Origin of the sequence: Neobacillus sp. D3-1R, assembly GCF_052180215.1 — a bacterium.
Classification (GTDB): domain Bacteria; phylum Bacillota; class Bacilli; order Bacillales; family Cytobacillaceae; genus Pseudoneobacillus.
The window spans coordinates 3,021,488-3,048,465 of sequence record NZ_CP197471.1 but is presented as its reverse complement, the minus strand read 5'-3'; the positions used below and the strand labels follow the sequence as shown (position 1 = coordinate 3,048,465).

Sequence of the window (26,978 nt, the reverse complement as noted above, 5' to 3'; positions counted from 1 at the left end):
TTCATAAAAGCGTTTTCATTTTTTAAATAAAATCATTGCTCAAATATGCTTTTTAAGGTAGGATGATAGTAGCTTTGAAAGTTTCTAATATTACAAGCAATCAGATTTATTTAAAGTAACTTTCATGTTTCATTAGTATGACCAAATTGGAAAATTTTATAAATGCGAATGAAAACAAGGGGAGAGACTGCTATCGTGGCGCCGAAGGAGCAAACAATGATTCATTGTGAATCTCTCAGGCAAAAGTACTCTTGTTGGACGCACCTCTGGAGAGAGCTTTTTTGGAAAGCCACCAAAGGGGAAAACCTTAAACGGTAAACTTTCAGGTGCAAGGACAGAGACCTTCTTTTTGTTAAAAGGGGGTTTTCTGTCCTTTTTTTGTAAACAATGTACCTTATTAGTATGGTTAATCAAACAAGGGGGATGAGTATGTCGGATTTAAAACGCACACCGCTATTTGATGTTTATAAGGAATATGGTGGGAAAACAATAGACTTTGGTGGATGGGAGCTTCCGGTTCAGTTTTCTAGTATCAAAGATGAACATGAGGCTGTTCGAACTAAAGCTGGTCTTTTTGATGTTTCTCATATGGGAGAATTTGAAGTCAAGGGTACTGATAGTTTAGCATTTTTACAAAAAATGATGACTAACGATGTGTCAAAATTAAAAGATGGCGGTGCTGTATATACAGCAATGTGTTATGACAATGGTGGTACTGTCGATGATTTATTAATTTATAAAATCGAAGAAAACCACTACTTACTCGTAGTAAATGCCTCTAATATTGATAAAGATTATAACTGGATTGAAGACCATCTTGAAGGGGACGTTCAGCTTTTAAACCTTTCAGAAGAAACATCTCAGTTAGCTTTACAAGGACCACTTGCGGAAACAGTTTTACAAAAGCTTGCAGGTGAAGTAAATCTATCAGATATAGGATTCTTCAAATTCCAAACAGAAGTTGAGCTCAATGGCAAAAAGGCCTTAGTTTCAAGAACCGGTTATACTGGTGAAGATGGCTTTGAAATTTATTGTAAGCCTGAAGATGCGGTTCAACTTTGGAAGGATATTTTAGAAGCAGGTAAAGAAGATGGTGTTCTGCCATGTGGTTTAGGTGCACGTGATACTCTACGATTTGAAGCAAATTTAGCTTTATATGGACAAGAGCTATCACCTGAAATTTCACCACTTGAAGCAGGAATCGGATTTGCTGTAAAGCTAAATAAAGAAGCAGACTTTATTGGTAAAGAAGTTCTAAAAAATCAAAAAGAAAATGGACTTCCACGTAAAATTGTGGGCATTGAAATGATTGATCGTGGAATTCCACGTCATGGGTATCCAGTGTATAAAAACGATGAATTAATCGGTGAAATAACGACTGGTACTCAATCGCCAACACTAAAGAGAAATATTGGTCTTGCTCTATTAAAACAAGAATTTACATCATTAGATACAGAAGTAGAAGTTGAAATAAGAGGTAAACGCCTAAAAGCATTCGTAGTACCAACTCCTTTTTATAAGAAAGAAAAAAAATAAGCTAATTTTGATTTAAGAAAATATTCAATTAGGGGAGAGAAGACGATGAAACATCGCTACTTACCGATGACCGAAGAAGACAAAACATTAATGCTTGAAACAATCGGTGTAAACTCCGTAGATGATCTGTTTAGTGATATTCCAGAAAAGGTTCGTTTCCAAGGAGAATACAAGATTAAACCTGCAAAGTCAGAAACAGCTTTAATGAAAGAATTAATGTTAATGGCTGAGAAAAATGCTGATTTAAAAAAGAACACAAGCTTCCTAGGTGCAGGTGTATATGACCACTATATGCCAGTTATTGTGGATCATGTAATTTCTCGTTCAGAGTTTTACACGGCTTACACTCCTTATCAGCCTGAAATTTCACAAGGTGAACTTCAAGCAATCTTTGAATTTCAAACAATGATTTGTGAATTAACAGGTATGGACGTAGCCAATGCTTCTATGTATGACGGCGGTACTGCTATTGCTGAAGCTGCGATGCTTAGTGCTGGACATACTCGTCGTAAAAAGGTACTTATCTCAAGTGCTGTTCATCCAGAAACAAAAGAAGTGGTAAAAACTTACGCTAAAGGTCAATTTATCGAAGTGATTGAAGTGCCACATGTAGATGGTGTAACAGATATTGAGGCATTAAAATCGATGGTGAATGATGAGATTGCGGCTGTTATTGTACAATATCCAAATTTCTTTGGAAGAATTGAACCTTTAAAAGAGCTTGAACCAATTATTCATGAACATAATTCATTATTTGTTGTGTCAAGTAATCCACTTTCATTAGGAGCTTTAACACCTCCTGGTAAATTTGGTGCTGATATTGTTGCAGGGGATGCTCAACCATTTGGAATTCCAACTTCTTTCGGAGGCCCACATTGTGGATATTTTACTGTAACAAATAAACTTATGCGTAAGGTTCCTGGCCGATTAATTGGTCAAACTGTTGATGATCAAGGTCGTCGTGGGTTCGTTTTAACCTTACAAGCGCGTGAACAACATATTCGTCGTGATAAAGCTACATCTAATATTTGTTCAAACCAAGCGTTACTTGCTTTAGCAGCTTCAGTAGCTATGACAGCACTTGGCAAAAAAGGTGTTAAAGAAATGGCTGTCGCAAATATTCAAAAATCAAATTACGCTAAAAACGTATTTAAAGATAATGGTTTCACGGTTGCTTTTGAAGGTGCTTCTTTTAATGAATTTGTCGTGAAATTAAATGCACCGATTAAGCAGATTAATCAGTCTCTTCTTAATAAAGGAATTATCGGAGGTTATGACCTCGGTCGTGATTTCCCTGAATTGGAAAATCATATGTTAATCGCCGTAACGGAGCTTCGTACGAAGGAAGAAATCGATACTCTTGTAAAAGAATTGGGGGATTACCATGCATAGTCAAGATCAAGCATTAATATTTGAAATCACCAAACCTGGTCGTGTTGGATATAGTCTCCCTGAAATGGATATTCCAACAGTCGAACTTGAAACACTTTTACCAGAAGGGTACATCCGTGAAGAAGAGGCTGAACTACCTGAGGTTTCTGAATTAGATATTATGCGTCACTACACAGCATTATCTAAACGTAATCATGGAATTGATTCCGGATTCTATCCGCTTGGTTCTTGTACAATGAAGTACAATCCAAAAATCAATGAAAACGTCGCACGCTTTGCTGGATTTGCACATATTCATCCTTTACAAGATGAGAGTTCTGTCCAAGGTGCTCTAGAATTAATGTATGACCTTCAAGAGCATTTAATTGAAATCACTGGTATGGACCAAGTTACCCTTCAATCTGCTGCAGGTGCTCATGGTGAATGGACTGGATTAATGATGATCCGAGCTTATCATGAAGCAAATGGAGACTTTAAGCGTACAAAAGTTATCGTTCCTGACTCTGCACATGGTACAAATCCTGCTTCTGCAACGGTGGCTGGTTTAGAAACGATTACTGTAAAATCTAATGAAAATGGTTTAGTGGATTTAGAAGATTTAAAACGTGTTGTTGGTGATGATACAGCTGCCTTAATGCTTACAAACCCTAACACACTTGGTTTATTTGAAGAAAATATTTTAGAAATGGCCGAAATCGTTCATGGTGCAGGCGGTAAGCTTTACTATGATGGAGCCAACCTAAATGCTGTACTTTCAAAAGCACGTCCTGGTGATATGGGCTTTGACGTTGTGCATTTAAATCTTCATAAAACTTTCACTGGTCCACATGGTGGTGGAGGACCAGGATCAGGTCCTGTTGGAGTTAAAGCAGATTTAATTCCATTCCTTCCAAAACCACTAGTAACGAAGCGTGGTGACGAATTTATTTTTGATTACGATCGCCCGCAAGCTATTGGACGAGTAAAACCATACTATGGAAACTTTGGAATCAATGTTCGTGCTTACACATACATTCGTTCAATGGGTCCAGATGGATTAAAAGCAGTAACAGAATACGCGGTGTTAAATGCTAACTATATGATGAGAAGACTTTCAGCTTATTATGATCTTCCATTCGATAGACATTGTAAGCATGAATTTGTATTAAGTGGAAAGCGTCAGAAGAAACTAGGTGTTCGTACACTTGATATCGCTAAACGCCTGTTAGACTTTGGATACCATCCACCAACAATCTACTTCCCATTAAATGTGGAAGAGTGTATCATGATCGAACCAACCGAAACAGAATCAAAAGAAACATTAGATGGCTTTATCGACACGATGATTCAGATTGCTAAGGAAGCGGAGGAAAACCCTGAAATCGTTCAGGAAGCTCCACATTCAACTGTTGTTGGCCGCCTAGATGAAACACTAGCAGCTCGTAAGCCAGTGCTAAGATATCAAAAACAATAAGAAATATGAAAGTAACTCAGAGAATCTTCTCTGAGTTACTTTTTTTGTGGCAAACAAAAAACTGCGCCATTGGTGGCACAGTTTATTTACTCATTTATTTTGCTTTCACTTTTCCAGACCACTTTTTAAATCCACCTTGTAAGTGAGAAAGTTCCTTATAACCTTTTCGATGTAACAAAGCTGCTGCACGACTACTTCTCATTCCACTTTGGCAATATAAATAAACGGGTTTATCCGGACGGATTTCTCTTAAACGATTTCTTAATTGTGATAGAGGGATATTTCTTGCACCTAAAATATGTCCGCCTTCAAATTCGTTAGGTTCACGCACATCTATTAATTGTGCTTTTCGATATCCTTCACGGAATTGCTCTTCAGTAAGAGTCGTAACAATTCTTTTTTGATAGAACCAAGTGATCACAGAGTATGTTAGGAGAGCACCTGCGATAATTAGTAATGTGATAAGTGTATCCAATATGATTGCCCCTTTCTAGGAAGAATGGATTTAGATTCTTCCAAGCTACCTAATCTATTCTATATTATATAAGGCAAAGGTCATATTAGTAAAGAAAACGATAGTAATTTCTAATGTAAAATGCACAAAACTTTGATTTAAGAATCATTTTTGATAGACTAAATTATCGACAATGAAAAAAGCTAAAAGAGGTATAGAAAATGAAAAAACAAGTATGGCGATTCATAGATTCAGGGAATTGTTCACCTTCATTTAATATGGCATTAGATGAAGCATTACTAGATTGGCATAGTGAAGGGAAAATTCCACCAACTATCCGGTTTTATGGTTGGAATCCAGCAACACTTTCCATCGGCTACTTCCAAAAAGTAGAGAAAGAAATCGATTTAGATGCTGTGCAAGAGCATAGACTTGGATTTGTGCGAAGACCAACAGGTGGTCGAGGAGTTTTACACGAGCATGAGCTTACATATAGTGTTATTGTCTCAGAAGAATATCCGGATATGCCCAAAACAGTGACCGAAGCCTACCGTGTTATTTCCGAAGGGATATTAAAAGGTTTTCAAATGCTGGGTCTAGATGCATACTTTGCCGTTCCAAGAACAGCTGAAGAAAAAGAAGCACTAAAAAGTCCGCGTTCAGCTGTTTGCTTTGATGCCCCGAGTTGGTATGAATTAGTAGTAGAAGGACGAAAGGTAGCAGGAAGTGCCCAAACAAGACAAAAGGGAGTTATTCTTCAACACGGCTCTATCCTACTAGATTTAGATGAGGATAAGCTTTTTAGTTTATTTAAATATCCAAGTGAACGCGTAAAGGAAAGAATGCAGAAGGCGTTTAAAGATAAAGCGGTAGCCATTAATGAAATCTCACCTAGAAGAATTGAATTAGGTGAAGCAAAAGAAGCATTCTTTGAAGGCTTTGAAGAAGGATTAAATATTGAGTTGGAACCTTATACACTTACAGCTGAAGAAATGAACTATGTTCAACAATTGGCTAGTACTCGATATGAATCTGATGAATGGAATTTTAAACGTTAAAAGTGACTTAATATAGTCACTATTTTTTTTGGAAATATTTACATTGGTACAATTGTACTAGTGGGAAAAATAGCAAGGGTTGAAATTTGTTAAATTTAGTCTAAATTTGTTGTTTTTATATCTCTATCTCTTAAAATCTCCCAAATCTACTATTTCTTGCGTTTGACAAAATTTATTTTTTGTAATCGAACCACAATATATAGTGGTGTCGAAAATATTTGATATACTATATATTGATTTTATATCAATAATTATGATATTTTAAAACAAGCAACTAGATTCCACCTAATAGGTTCATATTGAACATAATTTAGTAGGATTTTTGAAGGAGATGTGATCATGTCTGTTGTGTTAAGACCAAAAATGGATATTAACTATGAAAGATTAAATGAGGATATTCGCTTATTTCCACAAGTGCATCCAGTTACCCCTGATATGAAAATTACTCACAAAGGTGTTTCCCGTTTAGTTATGTTAGATCGTTATACTTTTAAAGATACAGAGAAAGTAACATTAACAAACGGTGACTTCGTTGTACTCACTATAAAAGAAGATCCGAAATTTCCCGCACGTGGACTTGGATTCATACTAGATATTGATTGGGAAAAGAAAACGGCCCAAGTTTTAGTAGACGAAGAATTTAGAGGTGTACTAGATGATCCAGAGGAAGCTGGTACTGGAGTTATTGTTCGCTCTCTAGATGTGATTGAAAAGCCATTGGAAGTTTTTTATGAACAAGTGGCAAAGCGTAATGCGACTGGCTTGGCTTCTGTTGAAAAAACGGAAGAGAAAAGAAAAGAGTGGTTCGAAAAGTTTTACCATGAATTAGTTACCATGAACTTTATTCCTGCTGGACGTGTTTTATATGGAGCAGGTGCTGGTACAGATGTAACCTATTTCAATTGTTATGTGATGCCTTTTGTCCCGGATTCTCGTGAAGGAATCTCAGAACACCGCAAACAGGTAATGGAAATTATGAGCCGTGGCGGCGGTGTTGGTACAAATGGATCAACACTAAGACCGAGAAACACACTTGCTAAAGGTGTAAACGGAAAATCATCTGGATCGGTATCGTGGTTAGATGATATTGCAAAGTTGACACATCTTGTGGAGCAAGGTGGATCCCGTTAACCTATAACGGCGGGATTAAAATCTCGTGAATTGCTGGGATACCCTAAGAGCCTTTTTAACCACAACGTGACTGGTAACGGTGTGCGTGAGGGTCTGAAAATAAAAAGGATTGGGCAATCAGCAGCGAAGCATCTTTGGAAACGAAGATGAACGTTCAACGACTATCGAAATTTCCTAATACGGAAAAAGTAGACTTAAAACTCGGAAACGACTTTAAGGGCACGAGACAAGGTTTATGTACCTTGATGATATAGTCTGATCTCTAGTGAAAGCTAGAGAGCTAGGCAGAAATGACCTAGCCCACTTACTAAGTGAGTAACAAAAAGCGTGGAGCTCAAATGATTATGTTGTCGGATTGGCATCCGGACATTATCGAATTTATCATTTCAAAAATGCAGAATCCTCGAATTCTACGTTTCTTAATAGAAACGACAAATGATGAGACCATAAAGAAGCTTGCAAAAGAAAAGCTGAAATTTACTCCTTTAATGGATAAAGAAATAGCTATGTACCAAGGAATTCTTAACTATAAAGACATACCTGGTACAGGAGGTTTCGACAGGCTAATCCTTGATGAAGCTGAAGAGAAGTTATTTACCGGCGGAACATATAGTGTTCATAATACTGAGTTTTTGACTGGCGCAAATATCTCAGTATGTCTTACAAAAGATTTTATGGATGCAGTTGAAAACGATAGTGAATATGAATTACGCTTCCCTGATGTTGAAAGTTATGATTCTGAAGGAATGAAGATATATAACTCCGAATGGCATAAGGTTGGAGATGTTCGTGAGTGGGAAAAACTTGGTTACAAGGTTCGAACATATAGAAAAGTTAAAGCCAAGGAACTTTGGAATTTAATAAATATTTGTGCAACGTACTCAGCTGAGCCAGGCATTTTCTTTATCGACAACGCCAATGATATGACAAATGCAAAAGCATATGGACAAAAGGTGGTTGCTACAAACCCATGTGGAGAACAACCCTTAGCACCATATTCTGTTTGTAACCTCGCTGCTGTTAACTTAGCGGAAATGGCAGATAAAGAGACAAAAACTGTAAACTTTGAAAAACTAAAGCAAACAGTCGCGGTTGGTGTAAGAATGCAAGATAACGTTATCGATGCAACTCCATATTTCCTTGAAGAAAATAAAAAGCAAGCATTAAGCGAGCGCCGTGTTGGATTAGGGGTAATGGGTCTACATGACCTACTTATCTATTGTGAAACAGAATACGGCTCAGAAAAAGGAAATCAATTAATTGATAAAGTATTTGAAACAATAGCAACAACTGCCTATGAAGCAAGTATTGAACTTGCAAAAGAAAAAGGAAGCTTCCCATATTTATCGAATGAAAAAGAGGAAGAAACCAATCGCCTTCGCAATGCGTTTATTAACACTGGATTTATGAAAAAAATGCCTGAAGACGTTCGTCAGGATATTTTAAAATATGGAATTCGTAATTCCCATTTACTAACTGTTGCTCCAACTGGATCTACAGGAACGATGGTTGGCGTTTCAACTGGTTTAGAGCCTTATTTCTCATTCTCATACTACCGAAGCGGACGTCTAGGTAAGTTTATTGAAGTAAAAGCTGACATCGTACAAGAGTATTTAGACCGTAATCCAGATGCAGATCCAAATAATCTGCCACACTGGTTTGTAACAGCGATGGAGTTAGCTCCGGAAGCACATGCCGACGTTCAATGTGTCATCCAAAGATGGATTGACAGCTCTATTAGTAAAACAGTAAATGCCCCTAAGGGATATAGTGTTGAGCAGGTTGAACATGTCTACGAACGTTTGTATCGTGGTGGAGCGAAGGGTGGAACAGTGTATGTCGATGGATCACGCGACTCCCAAGTTTTAACCCTTAAAGCGGAAGATAACAATCTAAATGATACACTCTTTGATGATGAGCCAAAACAACATGTTGTTTTAGTAGATACTATTACGGATATTCGCTCTACTGATGTAACAATTGGCTCAGAGGTAGGTAATACTTGCCCAGTTTGTCGCAAAGGGAAAGTAAAAGAAATTGGTGGATGTAATACATGTACAAACTGTAATGCGCAATTAAAGTGCGGATTGTAAAGATATAAATTCGAGAATGGTGTAGCTTTGAATTAAAGTTTGATAATTTGTATTAAAGTTTGATAATTTATAAAAAAGATTGATAATCGATAATAAAGTTTGATAAAAAGTAACCTCTTCGGTATGATAGCCATAAGAGGTTACTTTTTTATTTTTCTGAAAATATAGTTATGAATGTTACTTAAATTTTATCCAATACTGAATTGAATTGCTGGTTTACTTCAAATAAAACATTTAATTAGGAGGCGGTTTCATGGCAAAACGCAAACGTTCATCATCAACTGAGAAGAAATTGAAGGATGGGATTGGACAGGGTTTTGGTGTTGATTATAAACCGTGGATTACAATTCAAGATGTACCATCATTAGGACGTTCTACCCGATTAAAAGGAATTAAAGTACCTAGACAATATGAATTTCTTTCAGACTTGGAACGGAACTATTTTTATTTATTGGAATATTCCGATTCAGTCATAGACATTCGCGAGCAGTATCCATTGCTACCTGTGGCTGAGACAATAGTTATTGCAGATGAATTAGGAATAAAACATCCCACCAATCCTAAAACAGGTGAGCCAGTAGAAATGACTACAGACTTTTTAGTTACTATTAATAAAAATGGTCAATCTCAACATTTAGCAAGAACTTTAAAATATAAAGATGAGCTAATGGATGAACGTGTATTAGAGAAATTCGAAATTGAACGTATTTATTGGGAAAGAAATGAAGTAGATTGGGGTATCGTAACCGATTTAGAAATACCAAAGACAGTGGCACATAATATTGCGTTTGTACGGGAATATTTTGATATTTTTAGCATTGAGGGGTTTGATGAGTGTACACAATTAGATATTGAAGATATGAGCATCTATTTCTTACATAGTTTATTAGAACAACAAAAGTCAGTTAAACAAATTGGCAAAGAAATAGAACGTGATTTTTGTTTATTAAAAGGATGCGGACTTTCTTTATTTAAACATCTCGTTATTTCAAAAGTAATTGAAATGGACATGAATAATAAATTGGATGTGAATCACATTATCAAAATTGAAGCGGTTCGAAAGGACTTCTCTGAGAAGGTGAAAGCGATATGATCTTTTATAACCAAGTTTACCAGTATACGGACAAAGAAGAAAAAAATCGTATCCGTATCATTGAGATAAATCATGATGTTGCTTATTTCATACAGTTACATGGTGATACATCTATGCCGAAAACTATTTTGCTTTCCGATTTAGAAAATGAAATGCAAAGTGATATTTTGCTTGCTATTCCAGATCCTTTTGCTAGTAGCTATTCCGACGAAGATTTAACAAAGAAACAGATTCAAAAACGTGAAGAAGATTGGAGAGTAGTTTCTGAAAACTGGAATATTTACAAAGAAGCTATCTTAAATCAAAAAGAACGTGAAAATGCTCTAACTGATATTGCTAATAAATATGGTTTAGCAAAATTAAAAGTAAAGCGTATTTTTACACGATTTTGGCAAAGGGGTTTAAATAAAAATGCGTTGCTTCCAGATTACATATACTCTGGCGGGAAAGGTAAAGAAAAAATATTAACGGAAACTTCAAAAGTCGGTCCCAAAAGAAAATATACAAATGAGGAAGGAATAAGCATAACAGAGTATGTTAAAAAGCAATTTATGCATGTAATAAAAAAATATTACCGTAAAAAAGAACAGCTTTCACTTATGGAAACGTATGATTATCTATTAAGAGACTTTTATTCAGATGAATATTATGAAAATGGTATACGGAAATATAAAGTTTGGGATTTAGGTAGGATTCCAACTTACAATCAATTTTATTATTGGTTTAAAAAACTTGAAGATCCAAAAATAGATTTTCAAATGCGTCACAGTCCAAAAGAATTTGAGCTGAAACATAGACCAATTTTAAGTAACTCAACATTAGAAACGGATGGTCCGGGAACAAGGTTTCAAATTGATGCAACAATTGCAGATATCTATTTGGTAAGTTCGTTCGACCGTAATCTGATTATTGGTCGCCCAATTGTTTATGGAGTCATTGATGTTTATTCACGATTATTAACGGGCATTTATGTAGGTTTAGAAGGACCATCATGGATAGGTGCAATGATGGCTTTAGATAACATGGCTATGGATAAAGTAGTGTATTGCAAAAAATTTGATATTACGATTGTGGAATCACAATGGCCGGCCCACCATCTACCAGAAATAATAATTGCGGACCGAGGAGAATTTGAGGGTTATTCAGTTGAAAATCTAATTAATAATTTAAATATCAAAATAGAAAACACCTCGCCTTATCGTGGAGATTTAAAAGGAATTATTGAACGTCAATTCCGCACTATTAACGGAAAAATAAAACGCAAATCTCCAGGAGCTATCCAAAAAGAATACCGTGAACGTGGAGATAGAGACTATCGTTTAGATGCTAGTTTAAACCTTGCAGAGTTCACTAAAATTATAGTCCATCTAGTGTTACATCATAATCAAAAAATCATTGATAAATATCCTTTAGAAAAAGAAATGATAGTAGCAGGACTAACTGCTACACCGGTTAATTTATGGAATTGGGGCATTGAAAATAAAAAAGGAAGATTACAGACTATTAATAATCAAAACATATTAAGATTGAATTTATTACCTAAAGGAAAGGCGAGAATAACAAGAGCAGGCATCAAATTTAAGGGATTATCATACGGGTCTGAAAAAGCTTTAAATGAACAATGGTATTTAAAAATGAGAAATCAAAGTATCGGGGTAGTATACGATCCTCGTGAAATGAGTCAAATTTATATTCCACATGCAGATGGTCGAGATTTCGATCCTTGCTACTTATTAGATAGTAGTTCCCAATATAAAGGTAACACACTTGAAGAGGTTGAATTTTATCAAGAACTAATACAAGAAGCTAAACAGCAAGAAGCTAATAAGCAAAAAGAAAACACTCTTAATGTAGATGCAGCAATTGAATCTGTTATAAAACAAGCAAAGAAAGAGAAAAAACAAACTGTTAACCCAAATGTTAGCAAGGCTGAGAAATTGAAAAACACTAAAGTGAATAGACAAGCACAAAAAATTATGAATCGTGAAGAAGAAAAATTTGATTTAGTTGAAAAAACTACAAGTGATACTGGTCAAGTGGTGGAGTTTACTAATATAAAAACAGATATTATACGAACACAAAAAAAACCAACCTCACGTTTAATGGATAAATTACGAAAGAAGCGAGATGAGGAATTTGAAAAAGATAAATAATCTAGTTCTTAAAGGTGACTTTGAAGAAGCTGATTATAAGGAACAAGATTTGTCAGAGTATAGTAATAATCCATTTATAGAAGCCCTTCCACCGATTTTTAGCGAAGATGATGTGCTAGACAGATTTATGGTCACACCACGCATTACTGAGCAGGATAAACTAAGTGAGACAAATATCCGATACCATGTACTGAAGCGTATTAAAAATTTCATACAACCATTGCCAATTCATTTTGAAGTAGAACGTCGTTTATCAACTTTAATTCGTAGGGGATACTTAGCCCGGAATCCTTTAGATAAATCCTTTTTTGAACGTATTCGGGTGTTGCATGAGTTACGAGAAGATGAGAAAGAGGCTCATAAATACATTGAAGAACGGATCAATTATATTCGTTCTACAGCCGATAGCTTGGCTGTTATTGGTATTTCTGGTATTGGCAAAACAACTGCGATTGAGCGCTTGTTATCAATGTATCCTCAAGTCATAAAACATGAATTATACAAAGATCAGTTTTTCAATCGTACTCAAATTGTTTGGTTAAAAATAGATTGTCCTTATGATGGAAGCTTATCAACATTATGTAAAAGTTTTTTTAAAGCAATTGATGATTTGCTAGGTACTCACTATTTAGAGAAGTTTGGGTATTTCCAGCGAGTGACATCAACAATGCTATTGTATATGACTTCACTCGCAAGTTTATATGGTATAGGTGTATTAGTCATTGATGAACTTCAGCATCTTCTAAATTCCAAACATGAACAGGAGGAAATGTTGAACTTCTTTGTTACAATGTCCAATACAGTAGGAATCCCAACCGTATTAATTGGAACCTCGAAAGCACAACTATTATTTAAAGGAAACTTCCGCCAAGCACGTCGGGCAGCCAGTGATGGATCGATAATTTGGGACCGAATGGCTGAAGATAGCGAGGAATGGGAATTTTTTTTAGAAACACTTTGGAATATACAGTGTTTAAAAGAACACTCAGAGCTGACTGACGAGCTTAAAAAAGCTTTTTATGATGAGTGTCAAGGCATTACTGCAGTGGCTGTGAATTTGTTTATTCTTGCCCAGGAACGAGTGTTATTTGATGAAACGAATATAGATGAAAAAATAACTCCTCAGGTGCTAAGACAAACAGCAAAGGTAGATATGAAAATTATCCAACCAATGCTTAATGCTATTCGTAAAAATAATATAAAAGCGATGTACAAATATGAGGATATTATGATTAATCTTGACGATCTTATGATTAATCATAAGAAAGGTACTGAATATGAAGGTAGAGTAAAAGATGCGATGAAAGAACGCTTAAACACATTAAATTATAAGCGTCGTGATACGATTGAAAATTTGAGTGTTGAAGTATCTGCATTGGGGATTTTTAATGCTTTGGATGTAAATGATATACGGAAATTAGTGACAAAGGCCGTTGAAAAACAACCTATTGATATAGAATACAATCAATTGAAGTTGCTTGTTATTCAACAGGCTATGGAAATGAATCAAAAACAGCCTCAGAAGGTTATTTCAAAAGAAAAGCAAGTGAACAATTTGCCTTTACTAGCTATTAGAGAAAAAGCTTTGGCAAAGAAAAAACATCCTTATGATTATTTAAAACAAAGTAACTTTATTCGAGATCCAATTTGTGAACTTTTCTGAACTCTAAATTGTCTAAAAATAAATAGGTGAGGTGATCTATTTGCTCCCGTTTTTTACTGATCCTTACCCGGATGAATTGATATATTCTGCTATCAGCAGATTTCATTTTTATAGTGGCAATATCAGTTTTGTAGAAACATTAGAGGAATTATTCCAAAGTCGAAGTATTGTACCGAGTATAGAGTTTGGTAGTCATTTTTCTACCTTGGTACAGAAATTAGGAAAAAATTATTCAGTTGAGAGTTTATTATCTAATAATACAATATATCCGTATTTCGCACCATTTACTACTATAGAACGTCAAAAGAAAGTGTACGAAGATGTGCAAACAAATGGACAAGCAATACATGGTAGATTAGGAATTTCTTCAGGGAAAATTTGTAGAAAAGATGGATTATATTATTGTTCAATGTGTTCTGATAAGGATATTAAGATATATGGGGAACCGTATATTCATCGTGAGCATCAACTACAAGGTATTGATTATTGTCCGCATCATGAATTGATGCTGAAGAAGTATCCTGTCGATTACAAAGATTTTAGTAGACATGGGTATATAAGATTTGATAGAAGACATATGGATTTAACAAATTTAAAGGAAATTGAATCTAGTGAATTCAAAGAAATACAAGTTAAATTAGCCAAAATGGCTTATCGATTACTGCAAATGCCAATTAACCAATTATCTGTAGAAAAAGTTCACTTAAAGTATAGAACGCTCTTGAGAGAAAATAATTGGATAATGACAAACTCTAGATTGAAAAGAGAAGAACTGTTTAAAGCCTTTATATCAAAATTTCCAAAAGGTTTTTTAGAAAAGTACGAGTCACCATTAAGGGTTGAAGGTCAAAACCAATGGTTGCAAGTAATGCTTACTAATTATTTGAGATATAGTATACACCCATTTCGTCATTTACTTTTACTGTATTTCTTTAATCAAGATATAGACTCTCTTTTACAAATAAATGAAGATGATGGTCCATTTGGGAGTGGGCCTTGGCCATGTTTAAATAAAGCAGCCAAGCATTATAAAGATTTGGTAATATCAGAGGTAAAAATAAAAAGAAGAGATAATACAAACGTTCTTGTTGGTAAATTTTCATGTTCATGTGGTTTTGAATATACAAGGATAGGACCAGATAAAGATGAGGAAGATAAATGGCGTAAAAATCGTATAACAGGTTATGGTAATGCATGGGAAGAAAAGTTTGACAAGTTAGTAAATATGAATATTAGTCCTAAAAAAATTGCATTTGAACTTGATGTAAGTCTAAGGACAATTACAAATCGAATTGCTCTTAAAGTAACAACCCCAAAGCTTACAGAAAAATTTCGTGCAGAATTATTGGAGTGGAGAGAGAATTTCCCGAATTCTAACAGAAAGCAATTTCAAACGGAGCTAAAGAAAACATTTACTTATTTATATAAAAATGATAGAGAATGGCTTGATGTCAACTTACCTTCACAACGTGATACCAATCGCATACAATTGAATCAAATTGTAAATTTAAATGATAAAGATAATGGGGAAAATCGAATCGAACATTTTCGTTCCTTATTGTTGGAATCTATGAGAGAATGCCCGGATGATACAAGAACAAAGTTATGGAAAAAACTCTATACAGCATGTAAGTATCTATCAGAAAATGATAAAGAATGGTTCGATGCTAATTTACCTTTGAAACGGCGTGCAAAAACGAAAAATACAACTGATTGGAATTTGCGCGATCAAGAATATTGCAAAAAGATAAAGCAAGTTTATCCCGAATTAACAGCTTTAGAAAAGCCAGTTAGAATTACACGTACATTATTTAGTAAACGATTAAATATATTCAACCTCGCAATAAATAATCATATTGAAAAATTACCAAAGACTAACAAGTTACTAAATGAAATTACTGAAACAGTCCGAGAGTTTCAAATTCGACGTTGTTGCAAAGCGATTGATCAAATGTTTGAACAAACTAATAGCGTGGGATTTGAGAAATTGAGGGAAACTTGTGCAGTAAGCACCAAGCACTTTAAAGAAATAAAACCTTTATTAGAGGAATACATAAGTAAGAAACAAATGTGATGTAGTAAAGGGAGAAAATTGGTAATCCACCACATTATTCAATAAGAACTCCATTACTAGGAGAATTTCTTTTAGACGGATTTTTGGGGATATAAAAGAGAACGGGGTATAATATTAACCCGTTCGGTTGATAGGGAGAAAAATGTAATTCGTGACTAAAATATAATCCTATTTAACACATCAAATAACATAACGCTCATTTCGTAAAGATGGTTGTTTTTAGATAGCAGAATTATATTTAATTGAAAAATTGGAATGAATGAATTATATTATCGGAATATTGTGTATAATAATAATAAAGAGGTGATTTATTATGACACTTTGGTTGTTATTACTAATCTTTTCCGCTGTATTAATTTCATTTGGCGTACTACTGGATTTCATCGCAAAGAAAAAAGGATTTATATTTCAAACTGAAGAAGTCACCAACAGTTCAAGCGGTTCCGAACTTATCAACCAAGTTCATGTGAACCAAGCTATTGGAATTGGTGATGGTGGAAACTCTTAAACATCGTGTTATTGCACGATGTTTTTTTTGTACTCAAAATTAAGCCGTTCTAAACATTTCAATCGTAGTATAATTCGATTTATCGATAGCATGAAATAAAAGTTGCTTCACTCGTTCTTTTTGAGCAACCTTCTTGCTTTGTTCGAGGTATCTAAACCAGTATAAATAGTTATCCAAATATTTGGTTGCCACACCTTGAAAATGGTGCATAAATTGCTTAAGTCGTTTGTGATAGGCATTGACGTGTTGGATATGATAGATAGACTTTCGTACATAAATCCTTTTTCGCATATTAACCATTTCGTGCTGTTTAATCACTGATGATGATAAATCAATAAGAAATGACTTCTATCGAGTCTTTACGAACGAAATCAGGTTAAGCGATGCTCACCATTTTATCGCTCGATCTGATAAGACTAAAGGCAGAGAACAGTGCGAGATGGAATTTGAGGATGCAAAAAATCACCTCCATGAATGGGGAGATGTAAAAGAATATAAAACAAAAAACTTAAGGACATTAGCTGCCCATTACCTAGAAGAAGTTCTCCATATACACGAATTTTCAGAAGAGAAGGTTAAGGACGGTTTACGTTATAGGGTTCACAAAGATAACCCTATAGAACATCCACTCGCTTCAAAGGATAGAGGCTCTTACACCGTAGATTGTGTGACAGACTTATCTTCCTACGAACCAAGTGATATTGCAAAAATGATTATGAATGTAAATGATCACTCTATAAATAGCTTTATTCAACTTGTTAGAAGAAGAATCTCGTCTTTAGAAAGACCACTTACAACAGCTCGCGGTGATAAGAAAAGCTATATCTACGCTAACCTCAACCCAGAGTATGCTCAGTATATGGTGACGATTTTAAGAACGTATTACAACTTCTGCAAACCGATGAAAATGGGGAGTAAGAAATTAACCCCTGCACAACGATTAGGCATTGTGGACAAGCAATTTAGTTTCGAAGATATATTATATTTTAAATGACAAAAAGAGCTTGGGATTGTTCTCAAGCTCTTTTTGTTCAACTAAAGCATCTTCGTTAGCTCAATAAGAAACGTCAAACCGTTCATTATCATATTCAAATTAAGACCTGAATGTCTTTTAGAAATTACTTAGCTAATCTCTTTTAGCTAAACCATTCCAAACATAGATAAGAACAATATCAATCAGGGAGATTCCTACGATGGAGCCTAAATATATCATAACTCCTATTACTTGACTGATACCATCTGTTTCAGTTAGAAACCACCATATACTTCCTAATCCTAAGATAATAATATTTATTAATATTACTTTTATTATTGTTTTCGCTGGATTATTGTTGTTTTTTAAATTATTTCGACCAAAAACAAGTGAACCTATTAAAGTTAAAACGATAAGTCCAAAGAATATAATCAATTTCATACCAATCACCCCCGCTTTATTTTTTATTGTCTAACAGAAAGTTTATTTATGTGTTTTTTTAAGGTGTTTCATCTACTTAGCTTCTTGATAAACTTCATTGGAAAACTCACCAAAGTAGAAAGGTATGTGTAGATAACAAGCCAAATAATAAAAGATTCATTGAAGACTGTGAACATCAAGATGAAGAAAATAATAAATGTTAATATCGGCATTACAAACCATTTTCTGATCAATAAAGAACCGATAATTGAAATCACAACAACAGCAATAGGAAGGATAAATAATATCAAAATAAATTCCATACTTTCTACACTCCCCTCTTACCAATATTATACAAAAAATGTGTAATTTTACACGATTATTAACAATTGTTTTGTGGCAATAAAATGTAAGAGTTGTAATAAGTTCTGTCAATAGGGGAATAATGGTTATCAGGAATAGTTTAGGCGGTGAGGAATAAGGAGAATGAAGACATCATGGCAATGTCGTTTCCAGAATTATATTCAAAGTTGGCAGTAGCCCCTATATACATCATTCAGTTAATCCTTTGTAATACATTCATAATCTTTACAATAAAATCGAATGGTTGCCTTTCGATAATTGGAAAACTATATTCCATTTTTATAATTGTTAATTATGGTATTGCACTTTATTTCCGTTTTCTTTACTAATTGGAACACAAGTGAATTTTTTTCTTTTTCACGTCTCTCGCTCCCCATACTAATTTGATAACCTCAGTTCCTAATTACTTTTTCTTTATGAAATATTCAATTCTTTAATGGAAAATTCATCCATAATTAACTAAGTGACTCCAATTGCCCACAAGAAAAAGCGACTGCTCTAATTGAACAATTGCTCTTACTTTAGTTACATTAAATAGGAAATTTAATCGAACTTTATAGATAATAATCAATCTATTTAAAAAAACAAACTTAACTTTAAAGCTACATTTAGATAGCTCAGTAATTCAATAGAATCCACTGGCTATAATTTTTATTCATGATCATTAATGTAATAATGTTTGATTAGTTGATGAATCCAAATATCAGGGTCGTACGGGTACATACCTCGTACATCACATACATAAATACTATTAAACCGTTCCGTTTTGAGGTGCATATATATCAACTGGCAATAAAAATGACATACAAATTGACAAGTAATTTGGTAAAATAAATTTAATAAAACGGATGTCATTTGACATCCGTTTTCACGTTAATATTAATATTTATCTTCTTTCTATTTTTTCATTCCGAAACTCGAAAGTAAAAGGTATCTCCGACTTCCGAAGAACATCCACTTAAATAGTATCCGACTTCTTCATCATTATTTCTTTTTTCTATATTTGAACAAGACGTGCTTTTTATACCTTTTCCAGAACCTGCATATCCATCTTGTGTATTATCATAAGTATATTGAATTTTGTTACCGTCATAAATTAAATTATAGAAAATTGGGGCTCCTTCAATAGTAAACATTGTGATTCGAATTTTATCTTTAATACCATTTTCAACATTTTCTATAAAATTCTCAAATTTATCTAAGTGACTAATTTTTCCGTGACTATTAACTACATCGCCATTTTTTTTTGCCTCTTCGGAATCATAAGGTTTCTTCAGATTGTTAGTATTAGTTTCCTGTTGGCAGCCAAATAAAAACATTGTAAAGAGTGCTGCGGTAAAAATAATAGAAAGTTTTTTTATCATAAACGCTTCCCCTCAGAATTTATAAGTTCTAATTAATTGGACGCTTTATAGTATTTCTGATTCGAATATTTTTTTTGAGAAACTAACATTTAATATTTATCTTATTCAACTCTACTCCCCCGTTATTTAAGATTACCATATATTTGCTAAAAATAATAAAAGGCTGTGCATTTTCATTTGTTAAATACACTTACTTTCATACTTGTTTTTATTCTTGCGATTTCCTGTGTGGGACCGTAAAGTAAATTCCATTTGACAATTAATTTGGCACTCGAAATGGCACTTAAATTGACACCTTTTTTCAGTGTACAATAAGTGTTGTCATTCAAAAAAACCTTAAGCATTCCACTGTCAAATATACATAAAATCGCCATAAAACTTGATATAATAACAAAAAGGCATGCGTCAATTCGCATGCCAATTCATGTGTCATTTTGTCTTCGTGCACCTTAAAACGGAACGGTTTAAAATACTATAGGTATCGTTTTTAGTTCTAATATACAATTTAGGTAACTTTTTCTCAGGGTCAATAACAAAAAGAATATCATTGGTAACGATTTTATTAGTATCATTTCTAACAGATAGTGGTATTTCAACACTTTTTGATAAAACAAGATGTAAAAAATAATTATCTACATTTAAATCACCTAAATTTCCAAAATATCTACTAATACTACTATCAGTTTCCATTACTTCACCATTCTTTATATAGGAAAAATATGGTGAGGTGTGTTCAGCAAATACTAAGGCATGAAGTATTGGGAGTTGTACTCCCTGAGAACTGTTCGTTGAAAAAAGCATGTTAATGATTTAAGTGATATAGCTTTTGTTTCTATATCGGTATCGGAAAAATTAGACTCATTTTTCAACTCTTCATTCAGTTCAAAATTTTGATTTTCAATAATTTTTAATTTTTCTTGGGTATTTACTAATTGTTTATTTACTGATTCGAGTTCCATTTTTGTTACTTCTAATTCATTTTTTGAAGTACAAGCTGATAACAGTGTTATTATAAATATAAGCTGTGTTAGTATTCATTGTTGATATTTGCACCCACGCGAACCTTTGTTCTATAATGGTGTTCAAAGACGGGGAAAAGTTGGTGCAATCAGTGAACGTTAGAGATATTATTAAAGCTATTCAAGAACTTAATCCAGGAGACAAGCATCGTTTACGAGCGTACTTGATTGATTCTCTTACTGCTTCCTCCGCAACAGGTAATGTGTTAGTTGAAATCTCGGAACGTAAGAACAAGGAAGGCTACCACTGTCCTCATTGCGAATCTGAGCATATTGTTCAAAATGGTAAATACGCTACCCTCGTTGATGGTGAAAAAATTGAAAAACAACGCTATCTTTGTAAAGCGTGCAAAAAGACGTTTACTGATCTTACAAATACCGCTTTGTACCGAACTCGCCGTTTAAATAAGTGGGTTAAATTTGTTCAATATATGATAGATGGATACTCATTACGCAAATCAGCGGAATTAATGAAGGATGAAAATTCAGATTCGGATGATATCTCTTACGTCACTTTATTCTACTGGAGACATAAGCTACTATCTTCGTTAAATAAAATGGAAATCACTGATTTTCAAGGGATTGTGGAAATGGACGAGACTTATTTTCTGTACTCTCAAAAAGGGTCTAGAGATATTAAAGACAGAGAACCTCGGGAACGAGGTGGAGCTGCCAAGAAACGCGGAATAAGTAATGAACAAGTCTGCGTGTTAGTGGCAAGGGATCGGGATAAACTGACCTTTTCTCAAGCATTAGGAATGGGTCGATTAACAAAAGAACAATTAGATAAAGCTATCGGTCATAAACTTTCTATCAAAAACGTCTTATGTACCGATTCTTGGCGTGCCTTTAAAACCTATGCTGCTGAAAAGGGCATGGTTATTTATCAATTCAAATCAGATGGTAACATTCGTACTAGAGGGATTTATCACATCCAGAACGTCAACAGCTATCACAGTAGGCTAAAAGGATGGATATAACGATTTAAAGGTGTTGCAACGAAGTATCTAAATAATTATCTTACCTGGTTTCAAGCACTAGAAACCATTCATCACCAAAGAAATGACGTTAATATAAAAGATTTGATGCTCAAAGGAAATCTAATACCAAATATGGAAACATATAATACACTTAGGTCAGCAAATATAGTGATATAACATTGTTGCTCTTCAACGAACGTAAGCAGGTTCGTTGAAGAAGATTTAATATAAGAGAAAATCAGCATTTATTAATCCCATCTAAAATCAAATGTATCTTTAGTAATGTTTACTTCCTCTTCATTTACTAATAAAGTGTTATCATCAAGCCAACGAATTTCAGGAAGTTCTGGTGGAAGCCACAAAATATTCTTTTTCTTGTAGTTAGTTAAATCTTCTAATTCAGCTATATAACTGTAGTCCCATTTAAGTAAGACTCCGCCATATAAATAAATATTGAGCTTATAATGATTATCAGGAGACGGCAGTTCATTAACCTTTTGTACCCCTTCTAAAGAAATACCGCTCAGGCTTGGATAAAATTTAAACTTTAATGTCATTAAAACCGTAATTAAGATTAATAAGGACATCAATTTTGTTTTCATATATTTTTCACCTATACTCTCTAAAAATATAATTTTTATTATACCTCAAATTTCCAATTTATGGAGTATGCAAATAGAAAGTTATAAACTAAAGGTCGTTAGTTTAATTAGAAAACGATTAGGCTTCTATTTTATGGTAGTCTAATTTAGTAATATATTTTATCAACGCTTACACATATTTTTCTTTAGTATTACTTTTAACAACGTCATTAACACCCCTTTTAATAAGCGTGAATAAATTTATTCATCGCTGCTACAAGGGGTCTTAAAATGGGTGCTATTTCTCATGTTATTATACTAAATTTTGCTTACAAAGATTGATATAGCAATACAAAAAGAAGGTGCAAATTAGCAAGCTAATTACACCTCCAAAATCTATGTTAATTTATGTTTTCTCCCGCTCAACCGAACGGGTTAGTTTAATATAACGGGTTCTCTTTTGAGGTGCAAAACACAAAAAAAGTATAGTAAATAACATAACAAAAAGCATGATGATTAACATAAGAATCGTTATGCTTTTTGTTTGCGTTTTTGCACTAAAATTTACTAGGAAGTAATTCGAACAATATTATTGATTTAAGATGGTGGTCTATTATTGAATATTAGATTTAAAAGAGTGAAACTTTCTTGTTATTATAAGCGTATAAATTAAATGAGGGGGAGAGAGAAAATGAGTGATCATAATTCAAAACTTTTTGTATTAGGTGTAATTTTCTTAATAGGCGGTTTTCCATTAAGTCTTGTTGTAATTAATCTCATACAAAGTTCTTTTTTTCAACCAGAATCGTTCTTAATATTTAGCGCTCAAAAGAGTTCATATTTTATTTTCACTGGTAGCTTACTACTATTACTACTTGGAGTAGGTTTGATTATTAACAAAAACTCTAAAGTAATTATGGGATTTGGAGTAATTGTTTTTTCCGCAGCTATTGTATTTCTGTTTTTATCATTCTATAACTACACTTATTTCGATGAAAAAGGCATCCATATTAATAAAACATTTAGTTTTAATGAGGTATTTTATTCTTGGGATAAGGTGGAATCTGTAACACAACTAAATAAGAATGGTCAACCAAGTAAAATAGAATTTAAATTTGATACAAACAATGATATGTTTCTTTATTCAATAGACAGTAAATGGTTTTCAAAAAGAACGGAGTTCAATCAACTAGTGAGAGATCATAATATAGAATTTGGTTTCAGAGACTTGGAATGATTAACCCTTTTCTTAGCAATTGGAACAAGTAGTATCTTTTTTACTTCAACTAACTAGCTAACAATTGATTAGTTGAACAATAGAAATAAAATTAATCTATACAGCAAAAATCAAAGGTGCAACCGATACATCCTAAGTAGTTCAGTTTTGAGGTATGAAATTCAAATTCACCTTCTAAAAATCGAACTATTTTTTATATTGTTTTTCGTATGATTAAATCGCAATTAAATATGTTGGGGTATTCATACATTTTTCTCAAAAGTTAAATATAATTAAGATAAGGAAGTAATAAAGGAAATTATTGTGCATTAAGAAAGGTGGACAACTTATGAAAGAAATAAAAATTTCAATTTGTACTTTTTGCAACAAGGAAATAGATAGTAACAAAATAAGTTTTAAGGGATACCAAAGAAGATGCCATCTATTGTGAAGAGTGCTTCTTCACTGACGATTGGTTGAAAGAAGATATTGCTGAATAGAATAAAGGAATTATGAGAGTGTAACTAAGAATTAGTGCCATAATGAACGGACATTCGTTATAGCCACTGTGTAATTTGTAGGATATTAAGCATTTTAACAATAAAAGACCGCATACGAAACTCGTTACGAATTTGTATGCGGTCTTTTATTGTTTTTTTATATTTTGTACTCCAAAACTGAACTACTTAGATACATCCTGTTACACCTTTTTATGTTTTATAAAGTATATCATTTATATCAAATACTTTGTTTGTTATGCCGATCCTTTGTGCTGGGGTTGTCCCTTTCTTGTCTGCATAACTGAAGTTGTAAAAGGTTCGTAGGATCGTAATAGCATATTGAGCATATTTAGGATTGAAGTTTGCATATATATATAACTTTTCCCTTCGCCTCTAGTTGTCATTAACGGGCTTTCCAAGTCATTGTGTCTCTTCCTTGAGTAGATTAATTGTCATGTCCCAATCATACGCTATTAACAGTGAGTTTTATTTGAAGAGCGAATCACAGAAAATTATCAAACTTTTTTATTAATATTGCATAATACTTCACAAATAGATTATCTGTTTTGATCAAACTTTTTTTCAAAACCGGTGTATTTATGTTAACGTAAAATATAGGTCTGTCAGTTTTTATTGATCAAACTTTAATTTAAAGCTACAAATGGAATCTTTCCATTCTCTTTTTATTATGGGAATTTGTAAAAACATTCCAATTTTGTGATGAAGTTAGTAATATTCCCATTTTACACAGATATATTCAGAAACTAGTCAGATAAAACACCAAAACAGTCAGATATCTGTGAATATGAGTCAGATATCTGACTGAGAAGCTCACTGGATGGATAACTCCATTGAAAGATTATCCAAGTACCCATAAGTAAATGCATTTGTCCATTATTGCTCATACTAAAAAAAAATATGATAGTGAGGTATGAGTAATGGAGCCTTTTACACCACAATTAGTATATATAGAACCACAAGCTTTAGACTATCCTCTTGGAAGAGAACTGAAAGAAAAGTTTGAAAAAATGGGAATCGAAATTAGGGAGACCACCTCACATAATCAGGTAAGGAATATTCCAGGTGACAATGAGCTGCAACAGTATCGAAATGCTAAGTCTACATTAGTAGTTGGTCTTCGGAGAACGTTAAAATTTGATACGTCTAAACCTTCTGCAGAATATGCTATTCCTTTAGCTACGGGGTGTATGGGGCATTGTCACTATTGTTATTTGCAAACGACACTTGGAAGCAAACCATACATTAGAACCTATGTTAATTTAGATGAAATTTTTGCTCAAGCCCAAAAGTACATGGATGAGCGAGCGCCAGAAATGACTCGCTTTGAAGCAGCTTGTACGTCTGATATCGTAGGTCTTGATCATTTAACCCATTCATTAAAGAAAACGATTGAGTTTATCGGAGAATCTGAATTTGGATTACTTCGTTTTGTAACAAAATATCATCATGTTGATCACCTCCTAGATGCAAAGCATAATGGCAGAACTAGATTTCGATTTAGCGTTAACTCTCGCTATGTGATTAAAAACTTTGAACCAGGGACTTCTACCTTCGATGAAAGACTGGAAGCTGCTCGAAAGGTAGCTGGGGCTGGATATGCGCTAGGGTTTATTGTTGCTCCTATCTATATGCATGAAGGCTGGGAGGAAGGTTATGAGGAGTTATTCCAACGATTAGGCGAAGCTTTAAAGGGAGTTAATACCAATGGTTTAACTTTTGAATTGATTCAGCATCGTTTTACCAAGCCTGCTAAAAACGTCATAATGAAACGATACCCTAAAACAAAATTAGAAATGGATGAAGAAAAACGTAAATATAAATGGGGTCGTTATGGAATAGGAAAATATGTTTATCCAACAGATGAGGCTAAAAATCTCGAGGAAACCATTAGAGAATATGCACGCACCTATTTTCCAGAATCTGAGGTTCAATATTTCACATGATCCACAACTATTTTTAAAAATTTTGCCTGTACGCTGTACTATTTTATCGGGTAACTGCTTAAAGATGTATCAATGAGCATCGAGGGGAGTGGTGCCCGATGGAAATAGACGGCGTTTTTTCTGGTGGGGGAGTCCGAGGACTTGCTCTAATCGGAGCGGTTTCTGGAATAGAAGAAAAAGGTTTAACTTTTAAAAGAGTAGCAGGAACAAGCGCGGGTTCAATTATTGCAGCTTTTATTGCTGCAGGTTATAAAAGTGAAGATATTTATCAAATGATGGATCAAATTGACTTATCTGCTTTTTTAGATACAAGGAAGACCTTTATCTTAACACCTATTACAAAGTGGTTTCTGTTGTATTGGCGTTTAGGGCTTTATAAGGGTGTAGTTTTAGAAAGATGGATTGCCTCTATGCTTGCAGCAAAAGGTATTATAACGTTTAATGATTTACCACCCAATACCTTGAGAGTAATTGCGTCGGATTTATCTAACAGCCGTTTAGTCGTAATACCGGATGATTTACCGAGATATGGGATTCCGATTGAAACCTTCCCTGTTGCAAAGGCTATTAGAATGAGTTGCAGCATCCCTTACTTTTTTGAACCGGTTAAGTTGAAATCAGTTAATGGAAAAAATATTTTTGTAGATGGCGGGGTATTAAGTAATTTTCCAATGTGGTTATTTGATAAAGAAAATGTGAAGAAGGTGAGACCCGTACTAGGTATTAAATTAAGTCATGAAGATCAAATTTATCAACAAAAAAACAAAATTTCGAATGCAATTGATATGTTTGGTGCTTTATTTGAAACGATGAAGGATGCCCATGATTCAAGGTATATTTCTAGGAAGCATGAAAAGAATATCATTTTTATTCCTACGGAGGGTATTGTATCAACAGAATTTGTCCTTACAGACGAACGTAAACGAGGATTATACGATTTAGGAAAAAAACAAGCTGATCAGTTCTTGAGGAAATGGTGCTATTAACATA

General features: G+C 33.9%; 19 protein-coding genes, 6 pseudogenes and 2 riboswitches. Of the genes and pseudogenes, 16 read left to right on the top strand and 9 right to left on the bottom strand.

The window, feature by feature from the left end:
• Positions 1-168: 168 nt before the first annotated feature.
• Positions 169-261, top strand: a riboswitch (glycine riboswitch).
• Positions 262-264: 3 nt separating this feature from the next.
• A riboswitch (glycine riboswitch) is annotated at positions 265-340 on the top strand.
• Positions 341-429: 89 nt separating this feature from the next.
• The 3 genes from gcvT to gcvPB are packed head-to-tail and all read left to right on the top strand — an operon-like array spanning position 430 to position 4,381.
• A complete protein-coding gene (gene gcvT, locus ACSBPO_RS15665; protein WP_442594870.1) occupies positions 430-1,536 on the top strand; it encodes a glycine cleavage system aminomethyltransferase GcvT in 1,107 nt (368 codons plus the stop codon).
• 45 nt (positions 1,537-1,581) lie between these two features.
• Positions 1,582-2,928 carry an aminomethyl-transferring glycine dehydrogenase subunit GcvPA gene (gcvPA, locus tag ACSBPO_RS15660; RefSeq protein WP_442594868.1) on the top strand — a complete coding sequence of 449 codons (1,347 nt, stop codon included), beginning with the start codon at positions 1,582-1,584 and terminating at the stop codon, positions 2,926-2,928.
• Entirely contained in the window at positions 2,921-4,381 is a 1,461-nt protein-coding gene (gcvPB, locus tag ACSBPO_RS15655) for an aminomethyl-transferring glycine dehydrogenase subunit GcvPB (protein ID WP_442594866.1), read from the top strand. The genes gcvPA and gcvPB overlap by 8 nt, the downstream gene beginning before the upstream one ends.
• Before the next feature lie 94 nt (positions 4,382-4,475).
• Here the strand turns inward: gcvPB and ACSBPO_RS15650 are convergent, their stop codons facing one another.
• Entirely contained in the window at positions 4,476-4,856 is a 381-nt protein-coding gene (locus ACSBPO_RS15650; RefSeq protein ID WP_442594864.1) for a rhodanese-like domain-containing protein, read from the bottom strand.
• A 200-nt stretch (positions 4,857-5,056) separates the two neighbouring features.
• Between ACSBPO_RS15650 and ACSBPO_RS15645 the strand changes: the two genes are divergently transcribed.
• The 8 genes and pseudogenes from ACSBPO_RS15645 (at position 5,057) to ACSBPO_RS15610 (ending at position 16,608) form a co-directional block, all read left to right on the top strand.
• Positions 5,057-5,893, top strand: coding sequence for a lipoate--protein ligase family protein (locus ACSBPO_RS15645; RefSeq protein WP_442594862.1), 837 nt, complete (start codon positions 5,057-5,059; stop codon positions 5,891-5,893).
• A gap of 339 nt (positions 5,894-6,232) precedes the next feature.
• A pseudogene (locus ACSBPO_RS15640) lies at positions 6,233-7,021 on the top strand (ribonucleotide reductase N-terminal alpha domain-containing protein); the annotation flags it as partial.
• A 326-nt stretch (positions 7,022-7,347) separates the two neighbouring features.
• A pseudogene (locus ACSBPO_RS15635) lies at positions 7,348-9,117 on the top strand (vitamin B12-dependent ribonucleotide reductase); the annotation flags it as partial.
• 253 nt (positions 9,118-9,370) lie between these two features.
• Complete coding sequence (locus tag ACSBPO_RS15630) at positions 9,371-10,210, top strand: TnsA endonuclease N-terminal domain-containing protein (protein WP_442594860.1); 840 nt, start codon at positions 9,371-9,373, stop codon at positions 10,208-10,210.
• Positions 10,207-12,363, top strand: coding sequence for a Mu transposase C-terminal domain-containing protein (locus ACSBPO_RS15625; protein ID WP_442594858.1), 2,157 nt, complete (start codon positions 10,207-10,209; stop codon positions 12,361-12,363). The genes ACSBPO_RS15630 and ACSBPO_RS15625 overlap by 4 nt, the downstream gene beginning before the upstream one ends.
• Positions 12,338-14,026, top strand: a complete 1,689-nt coding sequence (locus ACSBPO_RS15620; RefSeq protein WP_442594856.1) for an ATP-binding protein — start codon at positions 12,338-12,340, stop codon at positions 14,024-14,026. The genes ACSBPO_RS15625 and ACSBPO_RS15620 overlap by 26 nt, the downstream gene beginning before the upstream one ends.
• Positions 14,027-14,066: 40 nt before the next feature.
• Positions 14,067-16,100 carry a TnsD family Tn7-like transposition protein gene (locus ACSBPO_RS15615; protein ID WP_442594854.1) on the top strand — a complete coding sequence of 678 codons (2,034 nt, stop codon included), beginning with the start codon at positions 14,067-14,069 and terminating at the stop codon, positions 16,098-16,100.
• Between the two features lie 313 nt (positions 16,101-16,413).
• A complete protein-coding gene (locus ACSBPO_RS15610) occupies positions 16,414-16,608 on the top strand; it encodes a hypothetical protein (RefSeq protein WP_442594852.1) in 195 nt (64 codons plus the stop codon).
• A 39-nt stretch (positions 16,609-16,647) separates the two neighbouring features.
• Here ACSBPO_RS15610 and ACSBPO_RS15605 read toward each other — a convergent pair.
• A pseudogene (locus tag ACSBPO_RS15605) lies at positions 16,648-16,917 on the bottom strand (IS1595 family transposase); the annotation flags it as partial.
• 1 nt (position 16,918) lies between these two features.
• Here ACSBPO_RS15605 and ACSBPO_RS15600 point away from each other — a divergent pair.
• A pseudogene (locus ACSBPO_RS15600) lies at positions 16,919-17,602 on the top strand (insertion element protein); the annotation flags it as partial.
• 132 nt (positions 17,603-17,734) lie between these two features.
• On the opposite strand, the gene ACSBPO_RS15595 reads toward ACSBPO_RS15600, so the two are convergent.
• The 5 genes from ACSBPO_RS15595 to ACSBPO_RS15575 form a co-directional block, all read right to left on the bottom strand.
• Complete coding sequence (locus tag ACSBPO_RS15595; protein ID WP_442594850.1) at positions 17,735-18,022, bottom strand: hypothetical protein; 288 nt, start codon at positions 18,020-18,022, stop codon at positions 17,735-17,737.
• A gap of 68 nt (positions 18,023-18,090) precedes the next feature.
• Positions 18,091-18,324 carry a DUF2651 family protein gene (locus tag ACSBPO_RS15590; protein WP_442594848.1) on the bottom strand — a complete coding sequence of 78 codons (234 nt, stop codon included), beginning with the start codon at positions 18,322-18,324 and terminating at the stop codon, positions 18,091-18,093.
• Positions 18,325-19,269: 945 nt separating this feature from the next.
• Entirely contained in the window at positions 19,270-19,728 is a 459-nt protein-coding gene (locus ACSBPO_RS15585; protein ID WP_442594846.1) for a DUF4362 domain-containing protein, read from the bottom strand.
• 429 nt (positions 19,729-20,157) lie between these two features.
• A complete protein-coding gene (locus ACSBPO_RS15580) occupies positions 20,158-20,418 on the bottom strand; it encodes a hypothetical protein (protein WP_442594844.1) in 261 nt (86 codons plus the stop codon).
• Between the two features lie 53 nt (positions 20,419-20,471).
• The gene (locus ACSBPO_RS15575; protein WP_442594842.1) at positions 20,472-20,687 is read right to left on the bottom strand and encodes a hypothetical protein; all 216 of its coding nucleotides are present in this window, start codon (positions 20,685-20,687) and stop codon (positions 20,472-20,474) included.
• A gap of 116 nt (positions 20,688-20,803) precedes the next feature.
• Between ACSBPO_RS15575 and ACSBPO_RS15570 the strand changes: the two are divergent.
• Positions 20,804-21,904 (top strand): annotated as a pseudogene (locus ACSBPO_RS15570) (IS1595 family transposase).
• A 71-nt stretch (positions 21,905-21,975) separates the two neighbouring features.
• Here ACSBPO_RS15570 and ACSBPO_RS15565 read toward each other — a convergent pair.
• Positions 21,976-22,329, bottom strand: a complete 354-nt coding sequence (locus ACSBPO_RS15565; protein ID WP_442594840.1) for a DUF5412 family protein — start codon at positions 22,327-22,329, stop codon at positions 21,976-21,978.
• A 670-nt stretch (positions 22,330-22,999) separates the two neighbouring features.
• Between ACSBPO_RS15565 and ACSBPO_RS15560 the strand changes: the two genes are divergently transcribed.
• Positions 23,000-23,545, top strand: a complete 546-nt coding sequence (locus ACSBPO_RS15560) for a hypothetical protein (RefSeq protein ID WP_442594838.1) — start codon at positions 23,000-23,002, stop codon at positions 23,543-23,545.
• Between the two features lie 689 nt (positions 23,546-24,234).
• On the opposite strand, the pseudogene ACSBPO_RS15555 reads toward ACSBPO_RS15560, so the two are convergent.
• A pseudogene (locus ACSBPO_RS15555) lies at positions 24,235-24,443 on the bottom strand (insertion element protein); the annotation flags it as partial.
• 519 nt (positions 24,444-24,962) lie between these two features.
• On the opposite strand from ACSBPO_RS15555, the gene splB reads away from it, so the two are divergent.
• The gene (gene splB, locus ACSBPO_RS15550; RefSeq protein WP_442594836.1) at positions 24,963-25,988 is read left to right on the top strand and encodes a spore photoproduct lyase; all 1,026 of its coding nucleotides are present in this window, start codon (positions 24,963-24,965) and stop codon (positions 25,986-25,988) included.
• A 98-nt stretch (positions 25,989-26,086) separates the two neighbouring features.
• A complete protein-coding gene (locus ACSBPO_RS15545; RefSeq protein WP_442594834.1) occupies positions 26,087-26,974 on the top strand; it encodes a patatin-like phospholipase family protein in 888 nt (295 codons plus the stop codon).
• The last annotated feature ends 4 nt before the right edge of the window (positions 26,975-26,978 follow it).